Genomic DNA, 19596 nt, shown 5'->3' on the forward strand with positions numbered 1-19596 from the left:
GACACGCGACGCTTCGCGGCGCTGCCCGGTTGAACGGACAGTAGATTCACGAAAGCAAAAAAAGGGCGCGTCTTACGACGCGCCCTTTTGTTGCCTCGACCGAGGTCAGCCCTTCTTGCCGTCGGGCTCCGCCAGCGCGTCGTCCGCACCCAGCGTCAGGTCGTGGCCGGCGTACTTCAGCTCTTCCTTGCCCAGGAAGTGCGCCAGGGCCGGCAGCAGCACGATGGCGCCGATCATGTTGGCGGTGAAGCCGAACAGCAGCAGCACACCCATGTCGCGCTGGAACTGCAAGCCGGAGAACAGCCAGAGCGCCACGCCGGAGGCCAGGCCCACGCCGGTGAACAGCGTCGCCTTTCCGGTGGAGCGCATCTTCTGGTAGTAGGCATCCTCCAGGGTCATGCCCTTGCGCAGGCCGGCCGCGATCACGGAGTAGCTGTAGATGCCGTAGTCCACGCCAATGCCGCAGGCGAAAGCCAGCACCGGCAGCGTCGCCACCTTCTGGCCGATGCCCATCCAGACCATCACGGCATAGCCGAGCGCCGTCACCACCGACAGCGGGATGATCACGCAGAGCACGCCGGACAGGGTGCGGAACGACAGCCACAGGAAGATCACGATCACGACGTAGACATAGCCGATGACCGGCAGCTCGTTGCGCTTGACCTCCTCGTTGGTGGCCGCCATCACGCCGATGTTGCCGGAGGCCAGGCGGAACTTGACCCGGTGGTCGTGCTGCGTGTCCTTGGCGTAGGCCTTCACCGCCGCCGTCAGTTCCTCGATCGTCTTCGCCTTGTGGTCGGTGGTGAAGATGAACAGGGCCAGCGCCGAGCAGGTGTCGTTGAGGAAGCCGGAGGTCGGCGGCACCAGCGCGGTGGTCTGCGCCAGCGACTGCGGCGCACGCGGCAACACCTCGGCGTCCAGGCGGCCTTCGCTGAGGCCCGAGTTGGCGATCTTGGCCAGCTCCGGCAGCGACAGCACGTCGCGCACGCCCGGCTGGTTCTTCATGTACCAGCTGAAGCGGTCGAGCTCCGACATCACGCCGTAGTCGACGCAGCCGTTGTCGAAGGACTCGGCGATCACCTTGAGGTGGTCGACGCCCATCGTGAAGTGCCGGGCAACCTCCGCCGCATCCTGGTTGAAGCGCGAGTCGGGCTTGAGCTCGGGCACGCCCTCGGTGGTGTCGCCGATCTGCACGTTGTGGTACTGCGAGGCGCCGTAGAGCCCCAGCAGCAGCGAGATCGTGATCGTGATGATCGCGGGCTTGCGGCGGCAGAACACCGTCATCTTGCGGAAGATCGAATCGCCGATACGCTCGCGCTTCTCGGTGGCGATGCGGAACTGCGCCAGGTTCGGCAGCTTGATGAACGACAGCACCGTCGGCAGCAGCACCTTGTTGACCATGATCACACCGACCATGCCGAGGGCGGCGTTGACCGCCATCTCGCGGATGATCTGGATGTTGATCAGGTAGATCGTCAGGAAGCCGACGACGTTGGTCAGCAGGGCCACCAAGCCCGGGATCGCCAGCGCGCGGAAGGTTGCCAGCGAGGCCTGGTGGGAGGTGGCGTTGCGCGTGGAGATCTCGTTGGCCCAGGAACTGACGTACTGCACGCCGTGGCTCACCGATACCGCCATGATCAGGAACGGCACCAGCATGGCAAAGGGATCGAGCCCATAGCCGACCAGGTTCAGCAGGCCCATCTCCCAGATGCAGGACACGAACGAGGTGGAAACCACGATCAGCGCCAGCGGCAGCGACCCGAGGTAGATCCACAGCAGCGCGCCCATCACGAACAGCGCGATCACGAAGAAGCCCGCCACCTTGTACGACTCGCTGGTCATGTCGTGCACGACCTTGGCGAAGCCGACGATATGGATGCTGGTGTTCTCCGACTCGTACTTCTTGCGGATTTCCTCGAGCTTCTCGCCGATCTTGACGTAGTCGAGGCTGGCCTCGCCCTCGCCGGGCTGGTTGGCCATCAGGATGCCGCTGACGGCCTTGATGCGCTGGCCGAAGGACGGACCGCCCTCGGGCGGCAGTTCGCCGGGCCGCGCACCGTTCTTCCAGGCGTTGGACAGGCGCTCCGACATCGGCTTGGACTGCTCTTCCAGGTCGGCCGTGGTACCGCTGCTGGGGTCATGCTCCAGCAGCTCGAACTGCACCAGGGCGGACTCCTGGTCCTCCGAGACCAGGCGGCCGATGACGCTGGCCTTGCCGACGTTGATGCGGATGCGCTCCATCATCTCGGGCGTCGGCGCGTAGTCCGAGGGGATCACGTTCTCGCCGGACAGGCCGCCCTCCACCACCTCGACGTAGAGGATGCTGGGGGAGAAGATCGAGGTCACGCGCGCGCGATCGACGCCTTCGACGTTGAAGACGTCCTCTTCCACCTGGCGCAGCGTTTCCATGAACTCCGGCTGGTAGATGTCGCCCTTCTTGTTGTGCAGGGCGATCAGCACCGTGTTGGCGCCGCCGAAATCCCTGTAGTACTCCATGAAGGTCTGCATGTACGGGTGCTCTTTGGGCACCATCTTCAGCCAGCCCGCGTTGGGCTTGAGCTGCGAAGCCTGGAACACGAAGAACAGGGTGAGGATCGTCAGCAGCGCCAGCGTGAAGCGGCGGTACTTGAAGACGGGCGGTTCGACGATGCGAAGGATCGCCCGCGTCAGCTTGTTGGATGCGATTTCCGCGGTCACGGCAGGGCCCCCAGGTTTTGTACGCCGCGACGCCCGACGGCGATCAGCTTGCCGCCGTAGGGCAGAACGTCGACCAGTGTCTCCGCCGCCGGCAGCTTGACCGGCTGGAGCGAGGTCAGCGCCGGATCGGTCTTGAGCGCGACGGCATTGATGCCCACCAGCAGCACGCTGCCGTCAGCCAGGCGGGTGCCGCCGAACAGGCTCTCCTTCACCGGGCTGTCGATGCGGCGCCAGCCCAGTCCAGCGATTGCCGCGGGGTCGGTCAGGGTCTCGGCCGTGTAGGGATCGTACTGGGCCGGATCCTGCGTCGGCGCGGCGCCGATGTCCTGCGCCACGTAGACGTTGCCGCGCATGCCGTAGACCAGCACGCTGCGCCCGCCCAGTGCGATCGCGCCGAAGTAGGAGCCCGCGTACGGGGACTTCAGCATCTCCCAGGTGACGCCGCCGTCGCCGGAACGCGCCAGCAGGCCGCGCTCGCCGGCGGCGAACAGGGTCTGCGCGTCCAGCCGCAGCAGCCGGTTGAAGTGCTGCCCCAGCTCCGACAGCGGGAAGTTCTGGGCCTCCCAGGTCTTGCCGCCGTCGGCGGTGCGGTAGAAGGCGCCATAGGCGCCGGCCGCGATGCCGGTCTGCGGATCGAGGAACAGCACGTCGTACAGCACGCGCGCCTCGGGATCGCTGTGCTGCAGCGTCCAGCTCAGGCCGCCGTCGGCGGTATGCAGGATCGTGCCGTCGTAGCCGACGGCCCAGCCCAGCTTGTCGTTGTAGAAGCGCACGCGCGTCAACATGACGCTGGCCGGCGATGGCACCTGCTTCCAGTTGTTGCCACCGTCCTCGGACACCACGATGACGCCCTGCTGCCCCACCGCCACCAGGCGCTTGCCGGCCTGCGACAAGTCCAGCAGGCGTGCCTTGGCGGCACCGGTGACCATCAGGGCCGGGCGCGGGATATCGGGCGGAGCCGCCACTTCGGCCGGGGGTGCTTCTGCGTAAGTTTCCTCGGCGGAAACGGCCGCAGGCGCCGAGGATTCCTCCTCGGCGCCCGCGACCGCCGCCCAGACCGCCAGCATGGCTGCGGCGGCCGGCAGCATCCGGCGGCTCATTTCGACTTGGCCTTGCGCTGCAGCGAAGCCGGCGTGAACATCGCGTCGTCGTACTTGACCTCGAAGTCCGAGATGGCGTCCTCGTTGGTCATGGTCGTCACGAAGTAGCGCTTGGACTGCAGGTCGTAGATCGTCTCCGGGATGCCCGACACGGTCGGGATGAAGGGAATCGACAGCAGATGCGCTTCCTGGACCTTCCAGAGCTGGCCGCGGTTGTCGTAGCAGTCCACGGCGGCGATCGCCCAGGAGTCCTCGTCCAGGTAGAAGCGGCGCTTGCCGAAACGGTGGCGCTGGCCCTGCTTGAGGGTCGCTTCCACCACCCAGACGCGGTGCATCTCGTAACGCGCCAGGTCCTGGTTGATGTGGCCGGGGCGGATGATGTCCTTGTACTTGAAGGTGGGGCTGTTGAGCATCCACGAGTTGTACGGGATCAGCATCTCGCGCTTGCCGAGCAGCTTCCAGTCGAAGCGTTCCAGCGAGCCGTTGAAGACGTCGATCTGGTCGTTGAACTGCTCGCCGTCGGAGCCGATGGACGGGTTGTCGAAGCCCACGTCCGGCGCGCGGTTCACGCGGCCCAGGCCCGGGCTGTAGATCCAGGCGAGGCGCGAGTTGCCTTCACCGCCAGCGGTTTCGTGCACCAGGATGATCTGGCCGGCGACACGGGGCGGTTCCAGCACCTCCTGCAGGTAGTACGCGAACAGGCCGCCCTTGCGCATCTCGGCCGGTTCCTTGAGGTTGGCGTACTTCAGCTTCACGTCCTCGACCAGCTTGGAGATCTTGTACGTGCCGTCGGGCTTGACGATGGCCTGGTTGTTGTAGCGCTTGACCGCGGAACCGCGGAACTTGAGCTTGTGGTTCCAGATCGGCTCGGCGCCGGACTTGGGGATCGGGAACGGGAAACCCAACTCGGCCTTCTGCACGTCGTCGGTGCCCACCAGCGAGGCGCGGGTGGCGTTGGCGACGGTGGCCTTGAGGATCTCGTCCGGGAAGAATGCGTTCCGGTACGACGGGAACACGATCATCTTGTAGTCGGGGTAGGTCTTGAACAGCGCCTTGTGGCCGTCGGTCAGCACCTTGTCGTACTGCGCCAGGTTGGCCTTGGTGATGACGTACAGCGGGCGCATCGAGGCCAGCGGATCGGCCGGCTTGCCCGGGACGTTGTACTGCAGGAAGCCCTTGACGTAGGAGGGCGTGTACTTGATCAGCAGGTCATTGGCCTGCACGCGGGTCTTGGGATCGTCGACGATCGCCAGGATCTCCAGCACGCGGGCGATGTCGAAGGCCTTGACCAGGCGCGACATCCAGTCCTGCTTGCCCTTCATGCTCTGGATGACGGCAATGATGTCGTCCTTCAGCGCAGGCAGCTTGGTCTGGCGCGACTTCACGGCCGCGATCAGGCCGTCCACGCTCTTGCCACCGCGGCCCTTGAGCACCTTGTCGAACTCGGCCTTGAGCTGCGGGTCGGCGCTGAGCATCTGCTGCGTGATGGCGATGACCTTGTCGGCCTTGGCCGGCTCGGCGTCCATGATCGCCTGGCCCTGGTTCAGGATGTCGCTGACCACGCCGGCGTCGCTGATCATGGCCTGGATGTCCTTCACCAGGCGCACGCGCAGGTCTTCGAGCTGGGCGCGGGTGATCTTGAGCATCTCGGGGCTGAAGGAGGCCTTGCCGACGTAGGCCGGGATGGTGCCGTCCTTGTTGCCGGCGCGTTCCGCGCCGACCTCGGTCAGTTCCTTGCCCAGCTTGCCTGCCTCGGCGGCGGACACGACGGCCGATGCCGGTCCCGAAAACATTGCGGCCGCGAACAGCGCGGCACAGGTGACAACCTGCCGTTTCATGGGCTCTCCTCCCAGATGATGTTAAAAACGTTTACAGCGTCTAATGTTACACAGGCCGCCGGCCCGGGGACTGTCCGTACAGACGTTCAGCGTTGTCAGAAACGTCAGCGGCTGTCCACCAGGGCGGCCCGGTGCAAGCTCCCCATTCCTGTATTCAGCCCCGCTCGCGGCCTGCTGCGAAACGGGCACGGAACCAGGCTTCCAGCATGTCTTTTTCGTAGTGCAGCGGATCGCTGCTGCGGGCCGGCACCGCCTCCAGGTAGCGGCGGTCGCTGAGGCTGTCCTCCCCCTGCTCCAGCGTCCGCCCGCCCCGGGTCAGGCGGTAGCGGACCTGCATCCGCGGCCAGCCGACACCGTCCATGACGCGGACCTGGCCCTGGCTGGCATCCCACCATTGGAAACGGCCCGCCAGGTCCAGGTCGAGGACGTCGATGGCCAGTTCCTGTCCCGGCTCGAGGTAGCGCTCGCCCAGGCGCTGCATTTCGGCCGTCAATTGGCGCTTGAGCGATTCCGAAGGCCGGTGCTCACCGGGCCGCTGGCCGGCATCGGTGTATTTCTCGGGGTTCAGGTAGCGGACATCCACGGCCGCGGCGGCCGCCAGGGGCAGCGCCAGCAGCACGGCGGCCAGCATGTTCGGAAGGGATCGCACGATGCCTCCTGCCGGCGGGGAGCGGGTTTCCGATATTACTCCTCCGCGGGGCGGGCGGAAGTACCCGCAACAGCCGGGAGCTGTATCCCTTCGGGCGCCCCTAGGGCTTCACGTGCTCGCGGATCAGCGCCGTGAAATCCCAGCCGTACTCTTCCAGCTTCTTGGCACCGACGCCCGGGATCGCGGCGAAGGCGTCCTGGTCGACGGGCTTCTGCCGGGCCATGGCCCGCAGGCTGGCGTCGTTGAACACCACGTAGGGCGGCACGCCGTGGGCCGTGGCGATCTTCTTGCGCAGGGCGCGCAGGGCGTCGAACAGGGCGTCCTCCTCCGAGTCCGGCTCCACGCCGGCCGCGGCGGCGGCCCGCGCCGCCCTGCCCCTGCCCGCCGCCTTGGGCACGGCGGCCGGAGCGGCCATGCGCACGCTGCGCTCGCCCTTGAGCACCTCCCAGCTCGCCGCGTTGAGCAGCAGCACCGGGTAGCCGTCATGGGTTTCCTCCATCAGGCCCTGCTGCAGCAGCGAGCGCGCCAGCGCGCGCCAGTCCTCCTGGCTGCGGGCGCTGCCGATGCCGTAGACGCTCAGGCTGTCGAGCCCGCTGGAGACCAGCTTCTCGGTCCTGGCACCGCGCAGGATGTCGATCACGGTGCTGGCGCCGTAGCGCTGGCGGCGCTGCGCGAGCCGCGCCACCGCCGACAGCATCTGCCTGGCCTCCAGGGTCCAGTCCTGCAGCGGTCGCGGGTTGAGGCAGTTGTCGCAGTTGCCGCACTGGCCCGGATGGGGCTCGCCGAAGTAGCGCAGCTGCACGGCGCGGCGGCACTCGCTGCTGTCGGCATAGTCCAGCACCTGGCGCAGCTGCTGGCGGGCGATGCGCTGCTCGTCCTCCAGCGGATCGCCGGTCTGGGGATGGACCTTCTGCGCGATCAGGAATTCGGCGGTGCGGATATCGCCCATGCCGAAGTACAGGATGCAGCTCGCCGGCTCGCCGTCGCGCCCGGCGCGGCCGGCCTCCTGGTAGTAGCCTTCCATGGTCTTGGGCAGGTCGTAGTGCACCACCCAGCGCACGTCCGGCTTGTTGATGCCCATGCCGAAGGCCACGGTGGCCACCATCACCTGCACGTCGTCGCGGATGTAGCGGTCCTGGTTCTCGCGGCGGGTCTCGGCATCGAGGCCGGCATGGTACGGCAATGCGGAGACGCCCTCGGCCTGCAGGTCGGAGGCGATCTCGTCCACGCGCTTGCGCGACAGGCAATAGACGATGCCGGAGCCCTTGTTGTAGCGGATATGGCCCAGCAGCTCGTCGAAGGCGCGGCCGCTGCGCGGCTTCACCGCGTAGTAGAGGTTGGGCCGGTTGAAGCTGGCCACGTGCAGCGCCGGATCGCGCAGGGCCAGCTGGCGCGCGATGTCCTCGCGCACGCGCTGCGTCGCGGTGGCGGTGAAGGCCAGCACCGGCACGTCCGGAAACCACTCGCGCAGGCGGCTGAGCTGGCGGTACTCCGGACGGAAGTCGTGCCCCCACTCGGAGACGCAGTGCGCCTCGTCGATGGTGAAGGCCGAGATGCCTACGGTCTCCTGCAGCGGCTGCAGGAAGCTGTCGACGAAGCCGGGGCTCAGCAGGCGCTCCGGCGCCAGGTAGAGCAGCCGGATCTCGCCACGCCGCAGGGCCTGGATGCGCTGCGCCGCCTCGATGCCGCCGAGGGTGGAATTGAGGAAGGTGGCGGCGATGCCGTTGTCCTCCAGCAGCCGCACCTGGTCCTGCATCAGGGCGATCAGCGGCGATACCACCACCATCACGCCTTCCTGCAGCAAGGCCGGCAGCTGGAAGCACAGCGACTTGCCGCCGCCGGTGGGCATGATGGCCAGCAGGTCGCGCCCCGCCAGGGCGTCGCGCACCACCGCTTCCTGCCCGGGGCGGAAGCGGTCGAAGCCGAAGTGGCGCTTGAGGGCGGGAAGCAGGTCGTCGGTCATTCTCGTCATACCGGCGAAAGCCGGTATCCAGTCCCTCACTTCCTCAACACGGTCACGACTGGACTCCGGCTTTCGCCGGAGTGACGGCTTCTTATGCCTCAGGCCTCATCTGCGGGAACAGCAGCACGTCGCGGATGCTCGCCGAGTCGGTCAGGAACATCACCAGGCGGTCGATGCCGATGCCCACGCCGGCGGTCGGCGGCAGGCCGTATTCCAGGGCGCGGATGTAGTCGGCGTCGAACACCATGGCCTCGTCGTCGCCCGCATCCTTGGCCAGCACCTGGGCCTTGAAGCGGCCGGCCTGGTCGTCCGGATCGTTGAGCTCGGAGAAGCCGTTGGCGACCTCGCGGCCGCCCATGAAGAACTCGAAGCGGTCGGTCACGTCCGGGTTGGCGTCGCTGCGGCGCGCCAGCGGCGAGACTTCCGTGGGGTACTCGGTGATGAAGGTCGGGTCCAGCAGCGTGGCTTCCACGGTCTGCTCGAAGATCTCGGTCAGCAGCTTGCCGGCGCCGTAGTCCTTCTTGGCATCGCCCCCGACCTTCCGGCAGAACGCCGCGAGATACTCGCGGTCATCGGCCTTGGCGGTATCGAAGTCCGGATTGTTGCGCGCCACGGCCTCCTTCATGGTCCAGCGGTTGAACGGACGCTCCAGGTCGTAGTCGCGGCCGCCGTAGCTGAGCTTGCCGCCGCCGTTGACGGTGATCGCGGCATCGCGCACCAGCGTCTCCACCAGGTCCATCGCGTCGCGGTAGTCGGCGTAGGCCTGGTAGAACTCCAGCATGGTGAACTCGGGGTTGTGCCGGGTGGACAGGCCCTCGTTGCGGAAGTTGCGATTGATCTCGTAGACCTTCTCGAAGCCGCCGACGACCAGGCGCTTGAGGTACAGCTCCGGCGCGATGCGCAGGTAGAGCTCGCGGTCCAGCGCATTGTGGTGCGTGATGAACGGGCGCGCGGTGGCGCCGCCGGGGATCGGCTGCAGCATCGGCGTCTCGACCTCCTGGAAGCCCAGGGAGTCGAGGAAGTTGCGGATGAAGCGCACGGTCTGGCCGCGCTTCTCGAAGGCCTTGCGGACTTCCGGGTTGACGATCAGGTCGACGTAGCGCTGGCGGTAGCGGATCTCGGTGTCGGTCAGGCCCGCCCACTTGTCCGGCAGCGGCCGCAGGGTCTTGTTCAGCAGCTGGATGCGGCTGACGCGCAGCGAAAGCTCGCCGGCCTTGGTGCGCATCAGCGTGCCCGCGGCACCGACGATATCGCCCACGTCCCAGGTCTTGAAGTCGTTGTAGGCGTCCTCGCCCAGGGCGTTCTGCTGGACGAACAGCTGGATGCGGCCGGACTGGTCCTGCAGTTCCACGAAGCTGACCTTGCCCTGCCCGCGCTTGGCCATCAGGCGACCGGCCACGCGGAACTCGGTGGCATCGGCCTCCAGCGAGGCAGCGTCGCGCTCGCCGTAGCTGCCATGCAGGAACTCCGCCATGGTGTCGCGGCGGAAGTCGTTGGGATAGGCATTGCCGGCGGCGCGCAGCTTGTCCAGCTTCTCGCGCCGCGCCGCCATCACATAGTTCTCGTCCTGCGGCGGCTGCTTCTGTTCTTCGGTCATGGCTTAGAGCCCCTGCTTGAGGCTGGCTTCAATGAAAGGATCGAGGTTGCCGTCCAGCACCTTCTGCGTGTCGGCGATTTCCACGCCGGTGCGCAGGTCCTTGATGCGGGACTGGTCGAGCACGTAGGAGCGGATCTGGCTGCCCCATTCGATGTCGCTCTTGGAATCCTCGACCTTCTGCTTCTCGGTGTTGCGCTTCTGCAGCTCGATGTCGTACAGGCGCGCCGCCAGCATCTTCATCGCGCGGTCGCGGTTGGCGTGCTGCGAGCGCTGCGTCTGGCAGGCCACGACGATGCCGCTGGGGATGTGCTTGATGCGGATGGCCGATTCGGTCTTGTTGACGTGCTGGCCGCCGGCGCCCGAGGAGCGGAAGGTGGCCACTTCCAGGTCCGCCGGGTTGATCTCGATGTTGATGTTGTCGTCCACCTCGGGCGAGACGAACACGCCCGCGAACGAGGTGTGGCGGCGGTTGCCCGAATCGAACGGGGACTTGCGCACCAGGCGATGCACGCCGGTCTCGGTACGCAGCCAGCCGTAGGCATAGGAGCCCTCGATGAACAGGCTGGCGGACTTGATGCCCGCGACTTCGCCGTCGGAACGCTCCAGCAGCTCCACCTTGAAGCCCTTGCCTTCCGCCCAGCGCATGTACATGCGCAGCAGGATGTCGGCCCAGTCCTGGGCCTCTGTGCCGCCGGCGCCGGCCTGCAGCTCGATATAGGCGTTGGCAGTGTCCATCTCGCCGCTGAACATGCGGCGGAACTCCATCTCGTCGGCCAGCTTGCCCAGCTTGAGCACGTCGCGCTCGACCTCGGCCACCGTGCCGGCATCGTCCTCGGCCTCGGCCAGGTCGAGCAGGTCGTTGGCGTCGTTGAGGCCGTTGTGGGCGCGGTCGATGGACTCGATCACTTCGAGCAGCATGGCGCGCTCGCGGCCCAGGTTCTGGGCGTACTCCGGCTTGTTCCAGACCTCCCCGCCCTCCAGTTCGGCGTTCACCTCGGCGAGGCGGTCCTTCTTGTTATCGTAGTCAAAGATAGCCCCGGAGCGCGTCGAAACGCGCTCGCAGGGCTGTGATCTCGCTCTTGATCTGCTGGATTTCCATGATCGGCCGGAGGGGCCCGCCAGAGGGGCCGTGAAAATGAGCCGCGGATTATAGCCGCAGCGCCGCCGCATCGGTTGTCGGCCGCCGCGCCCGCATGATAGAAATCGAGGGATAGCAGACGGTTGCCACTGGCGACTGTTATATTTGCCGAACAACTAGGATTCCCGTCAGGGAAGGATCACAGGGGAGAAAGCATGAAACGTCGGTTCGGTCTTTTCGCAATGCTGCTGGCACTGGGCATGATTGCCCCGGTCCAGGCCCAGGACGAGGCCGCACCGGCCGAAGCCACGGCCGAAGCCGCCCCTGCGGACGCCGCCGCTGAAGCTCCGGCCGATGCCGCCGCCGAAGCTCCGGCCGACGCCTCTGCCGAGGCCGCCCCCGCGGATGCCGCCGCCGAGGCCCCGGTCGAGGAGGCTGCCGCCCCCGCCGAGGAAGCCCCGGTGGACGACTCCGCCGCCGCCTCTTCCGACGACTCGTACAGCGACGAGGGCAGCTCGGGCGAAGAGTCCGCGGGCGCCGGCTCCGCCCTGGCCCATCGCCGCTGGTACGTGTCGCCGATGTTCTCCTACATCTACGCCGACGACGACCGCGGTACGGACGACGGCCTGGGCGGCGTCATCTCCATCGGCAAGAAGGTCACCGACGGCATGGCGCTGGAACTGATCGGCGTCTACGGGCGGATGGATGCCGAAAGCGGCAGCGGCTCGGCCGAGATCAAGGGTGTCGGCCTCGGTGCGCTGATCTCCTTCTTCAACAGCATGCCGAACCTGTACACCAAGCTGAACCTGATGTACGGCGCCGCCTCCGATCATCCCGGCCCGATTCCCGACTACAAGACCACGCTGTTCGACGTGGGCCTGGGCTACCTGTATCCGCTCAGCGAGAAGATCATCCTGCGCGCCGAAGCCCTGTACCGCGTGGACGCCCATGGCCGCAACCTGGCCGGCACCACCCCGGACGAGAACAAGCACTTCTATGACGGCGTCTTCAACGTCGGCGTCCTGATCCCGCTGGGCCACACCGCCAAGGCCGCCGAGCCGGCGCCGGAAGTGGTCGAGACGGTATGCCCGCCGGCTCCGGAAGGCGCCACGGTGGACGACAAGGGCTGCGCGGTGGATTCCGACGGCGACGGCGTGCCCGATGGCCTCGACCAGTGCCCGGACACTCCGGCCGGCAAGCAGGTCAATGAGCAGGGCTGCACGATCGACGGCGACGGCGACGGCGTGCCCGACGACATCGACGAGTGCCCGAACACCCCGGCCGGCGCCAAGGTCCTGGCCAACGGCTGCGCCCTGACCGGCGACTGCCGCAAGCCGCGCGCCGGCGAGCAGGTCGACGAGAATGGCTGCGCCGCCAACAAGTTCATCCTCAAGGGCGTGAAGTTCGAGTTCGACTCGGACCGCCTGACCGAGGACGCCAAGACCATCCTGATCGACGTGGGCGCCACCCTGAACTCCTACCCGGAGATCAAGGTCGAGCTGGAAGGCCACACCGACAACGTCGGCACCGACGCCTACAACCTGGGCCTGTCGGAGCGCCGTGCCAACGCGGTGAAGACCTTCCTCAGCGGCCAGAACGTCACCGCCGACCGGATGACCCCGGTGGGCTATGGCGAGGCCCAGCCGATCGACACCAACGACACCGAAGCCGGCCGCGAGAACAACCGCCGCGTGGAGCTGAAGGTCGTTGAGTAAAGCAGCGAGCCGCGTGGAGGGGGCCCATGCCATCAGGCATGGGGATCCTGGCGCGGCGAGTCTGTGGGTTTAGCTGATCGAACCCCGCCCTGACCGGCGGGGTTTTTCTTTGGGACCTTGCCCAGGGCTGCTACCCTGCCCGCATGTCCGAACTCAATGATCCCCGCGTCCTGTTCGCCGCCGAGCGTACCCTGCTGGCCTGGAACCGGACCTGTCTGACCCTGATGGCCTTTGGCTTCGTGATCGAGCGCTTCGGCCTGTTCCTGCGCTATGTGGCGCCGGAGACGGCGGCGACGCCCGGGCCGCGGCTGGCTTCGCATCTCGTGGGAGTGGGGTTCATCCTCTGCGGCGTTCTGCTGGCGCTGTTGTCCAGCGCGCAGTACGCGAGGGTGCTGCGCAGCCTGCGCGGGGCGGAGATTCCGTCGGGGCACTGGGTGCACCTGGCCACCGCGACCAACCTGGTGACGGCGGCCCTGGGCATGGCGGTGGCGGGCTATCTGTTCTCCCAGGGCTGAAGTGGCCTTCGCGGCCAACGGCCGCTCCGACGTACGTGCTCAGGCCGCCCCCGCCGCCGCACCCGACGCCCAGGCCCACTGGAAGTTGAATCCCCCCAGCCAGCCCGTCACGTCCATCACCTCGCCCACGAAATGCAGCCCCGGCACGAGCTTCGATTCCATGGTGGTGGAGGACAGCTCCCGGGTGTCCACGCCGCCCAGGGTCACCTCGGCGGTGCGGTAGCCCTCGGTGCCGGACGCGGTGATCGGCCAGCTGGCCAGCTGCCCGGCGAGGTCCTTCAGTTCCTGGGGGCGGTACTGGCGCATGGGCCTGCTCTGGAACCAGGCTTCGCAAAGGCGCTGGGCGAAGCGCTTGGGCAGGGCCTCGGCCAGGATCGTGCGCAGTTCCGCCAGGGGGCGCTCCTGCTGCTGCCCCTGCAGCCAGGCCAGGGCATCGCGGTCCGGCAGCAGGTCCAGCTGCAGGGGCTCGCCGGCTTGCCAGTAGCTGGAGATCTGCAGGATCGCCGGGCCGCTGAGGCCGCGGTGGGTGATCAGCATCTGGTTGCGGAAGGCCTGGTGGCCGGCACGGGCCTCCACCTCGAAGGAGACGCCGCTGAGGTCCTGGTACTGCTCCTGGGGCCGGCCGCTGAGGGTCAGGGGCACCAGGCCTGCGCGGGTCGGCAGGACGCCGTGGCCGAACTGCCGCGCCAGCTGGTAGCCGAAGCCGCTGGCGCCCATGCTGGGGATCGACAGGCCGCCGGTGGCCACCACCAGGCGCGGCGCGACAAAGCGGCCACGGGCGGTGCTGACGGCGAAGCCCTCGCCCTGGCGGCTCACTTCCCCCACCGCGCAGTCCACCTCGATGCGCACGCCGCCGGCGGCGCACTCGTCCAGCAGCAGGCGCACGATCTGCTTGGAGGAGTCGTCGCAGAACAGCTGGCCCAATTCCTTTTCGTGGTAGGCGATGCCGTGGCGCTCCACCAGGGCGATGAAGTCCGCCGGGGTATAGCGCGCCAGCGCGGACTTGCAGAAATGCGGGTTGGCGGACAGGAAGTTCTGCGGCCCGGTGTGCAGGTTGGTGAAGTTGCAGCGCCCGCCGCCGGACATGAGGATCTTCTTGCCCACCCGGTTGGCATGCTCGACGACCAGCACGCGCCGCCCGCGCTGGCCAGCGGTCAGCGCGCACATCAGGCCGGCGGCGCCGCCGCCGAGGACGATCAGGTCATGGTCAGGATGCATGGGGCGCGTAGCGTAGGCGATACTTCGCGCCCATGCGACTCAACAAGTACATCAGCGAGACCGGCATCTGCTCGCGCCGCGAGGCCGACGGCTGGATCGAGGCCGGCAGGGTCCAGGTCAACGGCCAGGTGGCGACGCTGGGGACCCAGGTCGAGGAGGGCGACGAGGTGCGGGTGGACGGCCGGCCGGTGGGACGCCGAGCCCAGAAGCATGTCTACATCGCCCTGAACAAGCCGCCCGGCATCACCTGCACCACCGAGCGGCACGTGCGCGGCAACATCGTGGACTACATCGGCCATGCCGAGCGAATCTTTCCCATCGGCCGCCTGGACAAGGATTCCGACGGCCTGATCCTGCTCACCAGCAACGGCGACATCGTCAACGAGATCCTGCGCTCCGAGAACAACCACGAGAAGGAATACGTGGTGGACGTGGACCAGTGGGTGACCGAGGACTTCCTGAAGGGCATGGGCGGCGGGGTGCCGATCCTGGACCAGGTGACCAAGCCCTGCCGCGTCTGGAAGGCCGGCCCGCGGCGCTTCCGCATCGTGCTGACCCAGGGCCTGAACCGGCAGATCCGCCGCATGTGCGAACACTTCGGCTACGAGGTGCGGCGCCTGCAGAGGGTGCGCATCATCAATATCGAGCTCGGCGAGCTGAGGCCCGGCCAGTGGCGGGACCTGAAACCCGAGGAGCTGCGCGGGCTGCTGCCGGCCCGCGAGCAGTGGTGAGCATCCCCTTCCCGTCCCTAGGACCAAGGTCGGATACCGGTTCCGGGCTCGGGCGCGCAGACTGAATCCGGGGGCTTGAAACAGGGGGCATGCGATGACGCTGCGATACCACGATCATCGTCCGGGCGGCTGGCATCCGGTATGGCGCGCCGCCCGCGGCTTGCGCAGGGAGCCCCAGGGGTCCGCCCCCGGCCATCGTCCCGGGAAGCCGGAGGCCATGGTGGCGCTCCGGCCGGCCCTGTACTAGGCGGGACCGCCGATGTTCTGGCTCGGCTTTGCAATCGGGATGACGCTCGGAGCCCTGGTCGCCTTCACCACGCTGGCCGCCGCGCATGTCGGCGCAGGCCAGCGCTGAACACCCCTCCCGGACGGGCAACGAAAAAGGCCGGGTTTCCCCGGCCTCTTCGTGACTGCGGCCCGCCTGGAAGCTAGAAATTGGCGACGTCCAGTTCCATCAGCGAAGCGGAGCCGGCACGGGCCTGCTTGAGCAGCGCGGCGGTCTCCGGATAGAGCTTGGCGAAGTAGAAGCGCGCGGTGGTCAGCTTGGACTTGTAGAAGGCGTCGCCGCTGTCCAGCTTCTTCACCGCCACGCCGGCGGCGTAGCACCAGGAGAACGAGAACACCAGGTGGCCGATGATGCGCAGGTAGGGCACGGCGGCGGCACCGACCTCGTCCGGGTTCTTCATCGCCTTCTGGCCGATCTCCATCGTGACCTTCTGCACGTCACCCAGCAGCGCGGCCAGCGGGTCGCAGAACTCCTTCATCGCCGGGTTCTCGGCGTGATACTTCAGGAGGTCCTGGATCACCTTGCCGAACTTCATCAGCTTGGCGCCGCCGTCGGCCAGCACCTTGCGGCCCAGCAGGTCCAGCGCCTGGATGGTGTTGGTGCCCTCGTAGATCATGTTGATGCGCGCATCGCGCACGTGCTGCTCCAGGCCCCATTCGGCGATGTAGCCGTGGCCGCCCAGCACCTGCATGGCCAGCGTGGTGGAGTCATAGCCGTTGTCGGTGATGAAACCCTTGATCACCGGCGTCAGCAGCGCGACGAGGTCGGCATTCTCCTTGCGCACCTTCTCGTCCGGGTGCTTGTGCTCCATGTCGATCGCCAGGCCGGCCCAATAGCTGAAGGCACGAGCGGCTTCGACGTAGGCCTTCTGCGTGAGCAGCATGCGGCGCACGTCGGGATGCACGATGATCGGGTCGGCCGGCTTGTCCTTGGCCTTGGGGCCGGTCAGCGAGCGGCTCTGCAGGCGGTCCTTGGCGTAGGCCAGGGAGTTCTGGTAGGCCACTTCGGCCAGGCCCACGGACTGCATGCCCACGCCCAGGCGCGCGCTGTTCATCATCACGAACATGGCGTTGAGGCCCTTGTTGGGCTCGCCCACCAGGGTGCCGACGGCGCCGTCGAAGTTCATGACGCAGGTGGCGTTGCCGTGGATGCCCATCTTGTGCTCGATGGAGCCGCACTTGAAGTCGTTGCGCTTGCCCGGGTTGCCGTCGGCGTCCGGGATGAACTTGGGCACGATGAACAGCGAGATGCCCTTGGTGCCCGGAGGCGCATCCGGCAGGCGCGCGAGCACCAGGTGGATGATGTTCTTGGACATGTCGTGCTCGCCGGCCGAGATGAATATCTTGGTGCCGGTGATGCGGTAGGTGCCATCGCCCACAGGCTCGGCCTTGGTCTTGAGGATGCCCAGGTCCGTGCCCGCGTGGGATTCGGTAAGGCACATGGTGCCGGTCCACTCGCCGGAGACCAGCTTGGGGAGGTACAGCTGCTTCTGCTCCGGGGTACCGAAGGCATGCAGCGCGTTGTAGGCGCCGTGCGACAGGCCCGGGTACATGGTCCAGGCCTGGTTGGCGGAGTTCATCATCTCCATGAAGGCGCTGTGCACCACGTGCGGCAGGCCCTGGCCACCGAAGTCCGGGTCCATGCCCAGCGCGCCCCAGCCGGCTTCCACGAACTGGGCGTAGGCCTCCTTGAAGCCGGTGGGCGTGGTGACCACGCCGTCACCCTGGTACTTGCAGCCTTCGCGGTCGCCGACCTGGTTCAGGGGGTACAGCACCTCGGCGCAGAACTTGCCGCCTTCCTCGAGGATGGAGTTGATCGTGTCGCTGTCGATGTCGGCGTGCGCCGGCAGCTTCTTGAGGGCGGCCTCGACATTGAGCATCTCGTGCAGGACGAACTGCATGTCGCGCAGCGGCGGAGTGTACTGACCCATGAACGGTCTCCTGGTAGGGGAAGTAAAAGGAAAACAAGCCTGAAAAGTGATGGCCGTACTCTACCGTATGTTGGGGCCGAAGCCCATGCCCCGGCAGGAAATTCTTACTCCGGATGAAGGGGAGTTCACAAGTGCCGGCCCATGACGGGCGCGGGCACGAAGAAAGGGAGCGGCCTCGGGGCCGCTCCCTTGTAGTGCCGCAGGCCGCGGATCAGTAGCGCGGCTTCTTGGGGCCGCGATGCTCCGGCTTGCCGCCGCCGTGGCTGAAGCCGCCCGGCCCGCGGTGGCTGGACTTGCCATGGCTGATGCGCTGGCCGCCGGAGGCGACGCGCGGCGCCATCGGCTTGCCCAGGCCCATCGGCTTGCCGGGCTTCTTCGGCGGGGTGGAGTACGGCAGTTCCGGCGTGTCCCCCGCGCGGCTGATGCGCAGCTGCTGGCCGCAGACCCAGGTCTTCTGCAGGTCGCGGTAGACGTCCTTGGGCATGCCCTGCGGCAGGTCCACGAAGCTGTGGTCCTCGCGGATGTCGATGCGGCCGATGTATTCGCTGTCCAGGCCGGCCTCGTTGGCGATGGCGCCGACGATGTTGCCCGGCTGCACGCCGTGGACATGGCCCACCTCGATTCGGAAGGTCTCGGTCGGCTCGTCGTGGTTCTTCTCGCGGCGCGGGCGCTCGGGGCGCGGCTCGAAGCGCTCCTCGCGCTCCGTGCGCACCGGCTTGTCGAAACGCTCGGCGCGCGCCGGGGCTTCGCTGCGCTCCGCACGGGCCGAGTGCTCCGGCCGCTCGAAGCGTTCGGCGCGCATCGGGCGCTCCGGCGCGGCATAGTCGCGGCGCTCAGGGCGGCGCTCCTCCCGGAAGTCGCGGGCGGCCGGACGGGCGCCGGCCACCGGCGCGGTCGGCGCCGCCACCAGCAGCGGCGTATTGCCCTGCACCAGGCGGGCCAGCGCGGCGGCGATTTCCACCGCCGGCACGTTCTGCTCGCGCTCCACCGCCTCGATCAGGTCGCGGAACACTTCCAGGCCCTCGCCGCCCAGCGCATCGACGATGCGCTGCTTGAAGCGGCCGATGCGCTGGTCGTTGACCGCGTCGGTGCTGGGAAGGTCCATGCGCTGGATCGACTGGCGCGTGGCACGCTCGATGGCCTGCAGCAGGTGACGCTCGCGCGGCGCCACGAACAGGATCGCGTCGCCGCTGCGGCCGGCGCGGCCGGTACGGCCGATACGGTGCACGTAGGACTCGGTGTCGGTCGGGATGTCGTAGTTGACGACATGGCTGATGCGCTCCACGTCGAGGCCGCGGGCAGCGACGTCGGTGGCCACGACGATGTCGACGGTGCCGTCCTTGAGCTTCTGCACGATGCGCTCGCGATCACGCTGGGCGATGTCGCCGTTGAGCGCCACCGCCGAGAAGCCGCGCGCCGAGAGCTTGTCGGCCAGGTCCGCGGTTTCGTTCTTGGTGCGGGCGAAGATGATCATGCCCTCGAAGCTCTCCACCTCCAGGATGCGCGTCAGCGCGTCCAGCTTGTGCATGCCGCTCACCATCCAGTAGCGCTGGCGGATGTTGGTGGCGGTGGTGGTCTTGGCCTTGATGGTGATCTCGGCCGGGCTCTTGAGGTAGGTCTGGGCGATGCGGCGGATCTGCGGCGGCATCGTGGCGGAGAACAGGGCCACCTGGCGGCTTTCCGGGGTCTGCTGCAGGATCTTCTCGACATCGTCGATGAAGCCCATGCGCAGCATCTCGTCGGCCTCGTCCAGCACCAGGTAGCGCAGCGCGTCGAGCTTGAGCGTCTGCTTCTCGATATGGTCGATCACGCGGCCCGGCGTGCCGACGATGACCTGCACGCCGCGGCGCAGGCCGGCCAGCTGCGGACCGTAGCTCTGGCCGCCGTAGATCGGCAGCACCTGGAAGCCCGGGATATGGGCGGCGTACTTCTGGAAGGCCTCGGCCACCTGGATGGCCAGCTCTCGGGTCGGCGCCAGCACCAGGACCTGCGGCTTCTTCTGGCTTTCATCCAGGCGCGACAGCGCCGGCAGGGCGAAAGCGGCCGTCTTGCCGGTGCCGGTCTGGGCCTGGCCCAGCACGTCGCGGCCGGCCAGCAGCTCCGGGATGGTCGCCGCCTGGATCGGCGAGGGCGACTCGTAACCGACCTCGGACAGGGCCTGCAGCACGGGCTCGCTGAGGCCGAGATCGGCAAAGCGGATGGAAGACTCGTCGGACATGGGTACCCCTCGGGCGTCAGAAAAGGCTCTGAACGGCGACCGACCGCAGCACAGAGTGCGC

The 19596-nt window shown here is 67.5% G+C and carries 13 protein-coding genes; 3 read left to right on the forward strand and 10 right to left on the reverse strand.

Annotated features, from left to right (window positions below; translation table 11 throughout):
• Window positions 1–105: 105 nt before the first annotated feature.
• From C3942_RS00495 to prfB, 7 genes are all read right to left on the reverse strand, one after another.
• The gene (locus C3942_RS00495; protein WP_104228376.1) at window positions 106–2697 is read right to left on the reverse strand and encodes an efflux RND transporter permease subunit; all 2592 of its coding nucleotides are present in this window, start codon (window positions 2695–2697) and stop codon (window positions 106–108) included.
• Window positions 2694–3797, reverse strand: coding sequence for a WD40/YVTN/BNR-like repeat-containing protein (locus C3942_RS00500; RefSeq protein ID WP_104228377.1), 1104 nt, complete (start codon window positions 3795–3797; stop codon window positions 2694–2696). Before C3942_RS00500 ends, C3942_RS00495 begins: the two co-directional genes overlap by 4 nt.
• Window positions 3794–5635, reverse strand: a complete 1842-nt coding sequence (locus C3942_RS00505; protein ID WP_243393481.1) for a DUF1329 domain-containing protein — start codon at window positions 5633–5635, stop codon at window positions 3794–3796. The genes C3942_RS00500 and C3942_RS00505 overlap by 4 nt, the downstream gene beginning before the upstream one ends.
• Before the next feature lie 154 nt (window positions 5636–5789).
• Window positions 5790–6284 (reverse strand): DUF3016 domain-containing protein, encoded by a 495-nt coding sequence (locus tag C3942_RS00510; RefSeq protein ID WP_133164198.1) that lies wholly within the window; start codon window positions 6282–6284, stop codon window positions 5790–5792.
• Window positions 6285–6384: 100 nt separating this feature from the next.
• Window positions 6385–8247, reverse strand: a complete 1863-nt coding sequence (recQ, locus tag C3942_RS00515) for a DNA helicase RecQ (RefSeq protein WP_243393482.1) — start codon at window positions 8245–8247, stop codon at window positions 6385–6387.
• A gap of 91 nt (window positions 8248–8338) precedes the next feature.
• Window positions 8339–9844: a lysine--tRNA ligase gene (gene lysS, locus C3942_RS00520; RefSeq protein WP_104228380.1), complete on the reverse strand. Its 1506-nt coding sequence runs from the start codon at window positions 9842–9844 to the stop codon at window positions 8339–8341.
• Window positions 9845–9847: 3 nt separating this feature from the next.
• Window positions 9848–10943, reverse strand: a protein-coding gene (gene prfB / locus C3942_RS00525) for a peptide chain release factor 2 (protein ID WP_104228381.1) whose coding sequence is annotated in 2 segments (ribosomal slippage) — window positions 9848–10870 and window positions 10872–10943 — 1095 coding nt in all. Because the reading frame shifts where the segments join, the coding sequence is not laid out codon by codon here.
• A gap of 194 nt (window positions 10944–11137) precedes the next feature.
• Here prfB and C3942_RS00530 point away from each other — a divergent pair.
• Window positions 11138–12637: an OmpA family protein gene (locus C3942_RS00530; RefSeq protein WP_133164199.1), complete on the forward strand. Its 1500-nt coding sequence runs from the start codon at window positions 11138–11140 to the stop codon at window positions 12635–12637.
• A 143-nt stretch (window positions 12638–12780) separates the two neighbouring features.
• Window positions 12781–13152 carry a YidH family protein gene (locus tag C3942_RS00535; RefSeq protein ID WP_104228383.1) on the forward strand — a complete coding sequence of 124 codons (372 nt, stop codon included), beginning with the start codon at window positions 12781–12783 and terminating at the stop codon, window positions 13150–13152.
• Window positions 13153–13191: 39 nt separating this feature from the next.
• Here the strand turns inward: C3942_RS00535 and C3942_RS00540 are convergent, their stop codons facing one another.
• Window positions 13192–14370 (reverse strand): BaiN/RdsA family NAD(P)/FAD-dependent oxidoreductase, encoded by a 1179-nt coding sequence (locus C3942_RS00540; protein ID WP_104228384.1) that lies wholly within the window; start codon window positions 14368–14370, stop codon window positions 13192–13194.
• Between the two features lie 32 nt (window positions 14371–14402).
• Between C3942_RS00540 and rluF the strand changes: the two genes are divergently transcribed.
• Window positions 14403–15101 (forward strand): 23S rRNA pseudouridine(2604) synthase RluF, encoded by a 699-nt coding sequence (gene rluF / locus C3942_RS00545; RefSeq protein ID WP_104228385.1) that lies wholly within the window; start codon window positions 14403–14405, stop codon window positions 15099–15101.
• 428 nt (window positions 15102–15529) lie between these two features.
• On the opposite strand, the gene C3942_RS00550 is transcribed toward rluF, so the two are convergent.
• Window positions 15530–17317, reverse strand: a complete 1788-nt coding sequence (locus C3942_RS00550; RefSeq protein WP_104228386.1) for an acyl-CoA dehydrogenase C-terminal domain-containing protein — start codon at window positions 17315–17317, stop codon at window positions 15530–15532.
• A gap of 211 nt (window positions 17318–17528) precedes the next feature.
• Window positions 17529–19535 (reverse strand): DEAD/DEAH box helicase, encoded by a 2007-nt coding sequence (locus C3942_RS00555; RefSeq protein WP_104228387.1) that lies wholly within the window; start codon window positions 19533–19535, stop codon window positions 17529–17531.
• Window positions 19536–19596 lie beyond the last annotated feature (61 nt).

Source organism: Solimonas fluminis, assembly GCF_002930645.1.
Classification (GTDB): Bacteria; Pseudomonadota; Gammaproteobacteria; order Nevskiales; family Nevskiaceae; genus Solimonas_A; species Solimonas_A fluminis.

Excerpts from the sequence above, each read along its gene's own strand:
- C3942_RS00550 (WP_104228386.1), bottom strand. The coding sequence starts at position 17,317 with ATGGGTCAGTACACTCCGCCGCTGCGCGACATGCAGTTCGTCCTGCAC.
- C3942_RS00530 (WP_133164199.1), top strand. The coding sequence starts at position 11,138 with ATGAAACGTCGGTTCGGTCTTTTCGCAATGCTGCTGGCACTGGGCATG.
- lysS (WP_104228380.1), bottom strand. The coding sequence starts at position 9,844 with ATGACCGAAGAACAGAAGCAGCCGCCGCAGGACGAGAACTATGTGATG.
- C3942_RS00555 (WP_104228387.1), bottom strand. The coding sequence starts at position 19,535 with ATGTCCGACGAGTCTTCCATCCGCTTTGCCGATCTCGGCCTCAGCGAG.
- C3942_RS00505 (WP_243393481.1), bottom strand. The coding sequence starts at position 5,635 with ATGAAACGGCAGGTTGTCACCTGTGCCGCGCTGTTCGCGGCCGCAATG.
- C3942_RS00500 (WP_104228377.1), bottom strand. The coding sequence starts at position 3,797 with ATGAGCCGCCGGATGCTGCCGGCCGCCGCAGCCATGCTGGCGGTCTGG.
- rluF (WP_104228385.1), top strand. The coding sequence starts at position 14,403 with ATGCGACTCAACAAGTACATCAGCGAGACCGGCATCTGCTCGCGCCGC.
- C3942_RS00535 (WP_104228383.1), top strand. The coding sequence starts at position 12,781 with ATGTCCGAACTCAATGATCCCCGCGTCCTGTTCGCCGCCGAGCGTACC.
- recQ (WP_243393482.1), bottom strand. The coding sequence starts at position 8,247 with ATGACCGACGACCTGCTTCCCGCCCTCAAGCGCCACTTCGGCTTCGAC.
- C3942_RS00540 (WP_104228384.1), bottom strand. The coding sequence starts at position 14,370 with ATGCATCCTGACCATGACCTGATCGTCCTCGGCGGCGGCGCCGCCGGC.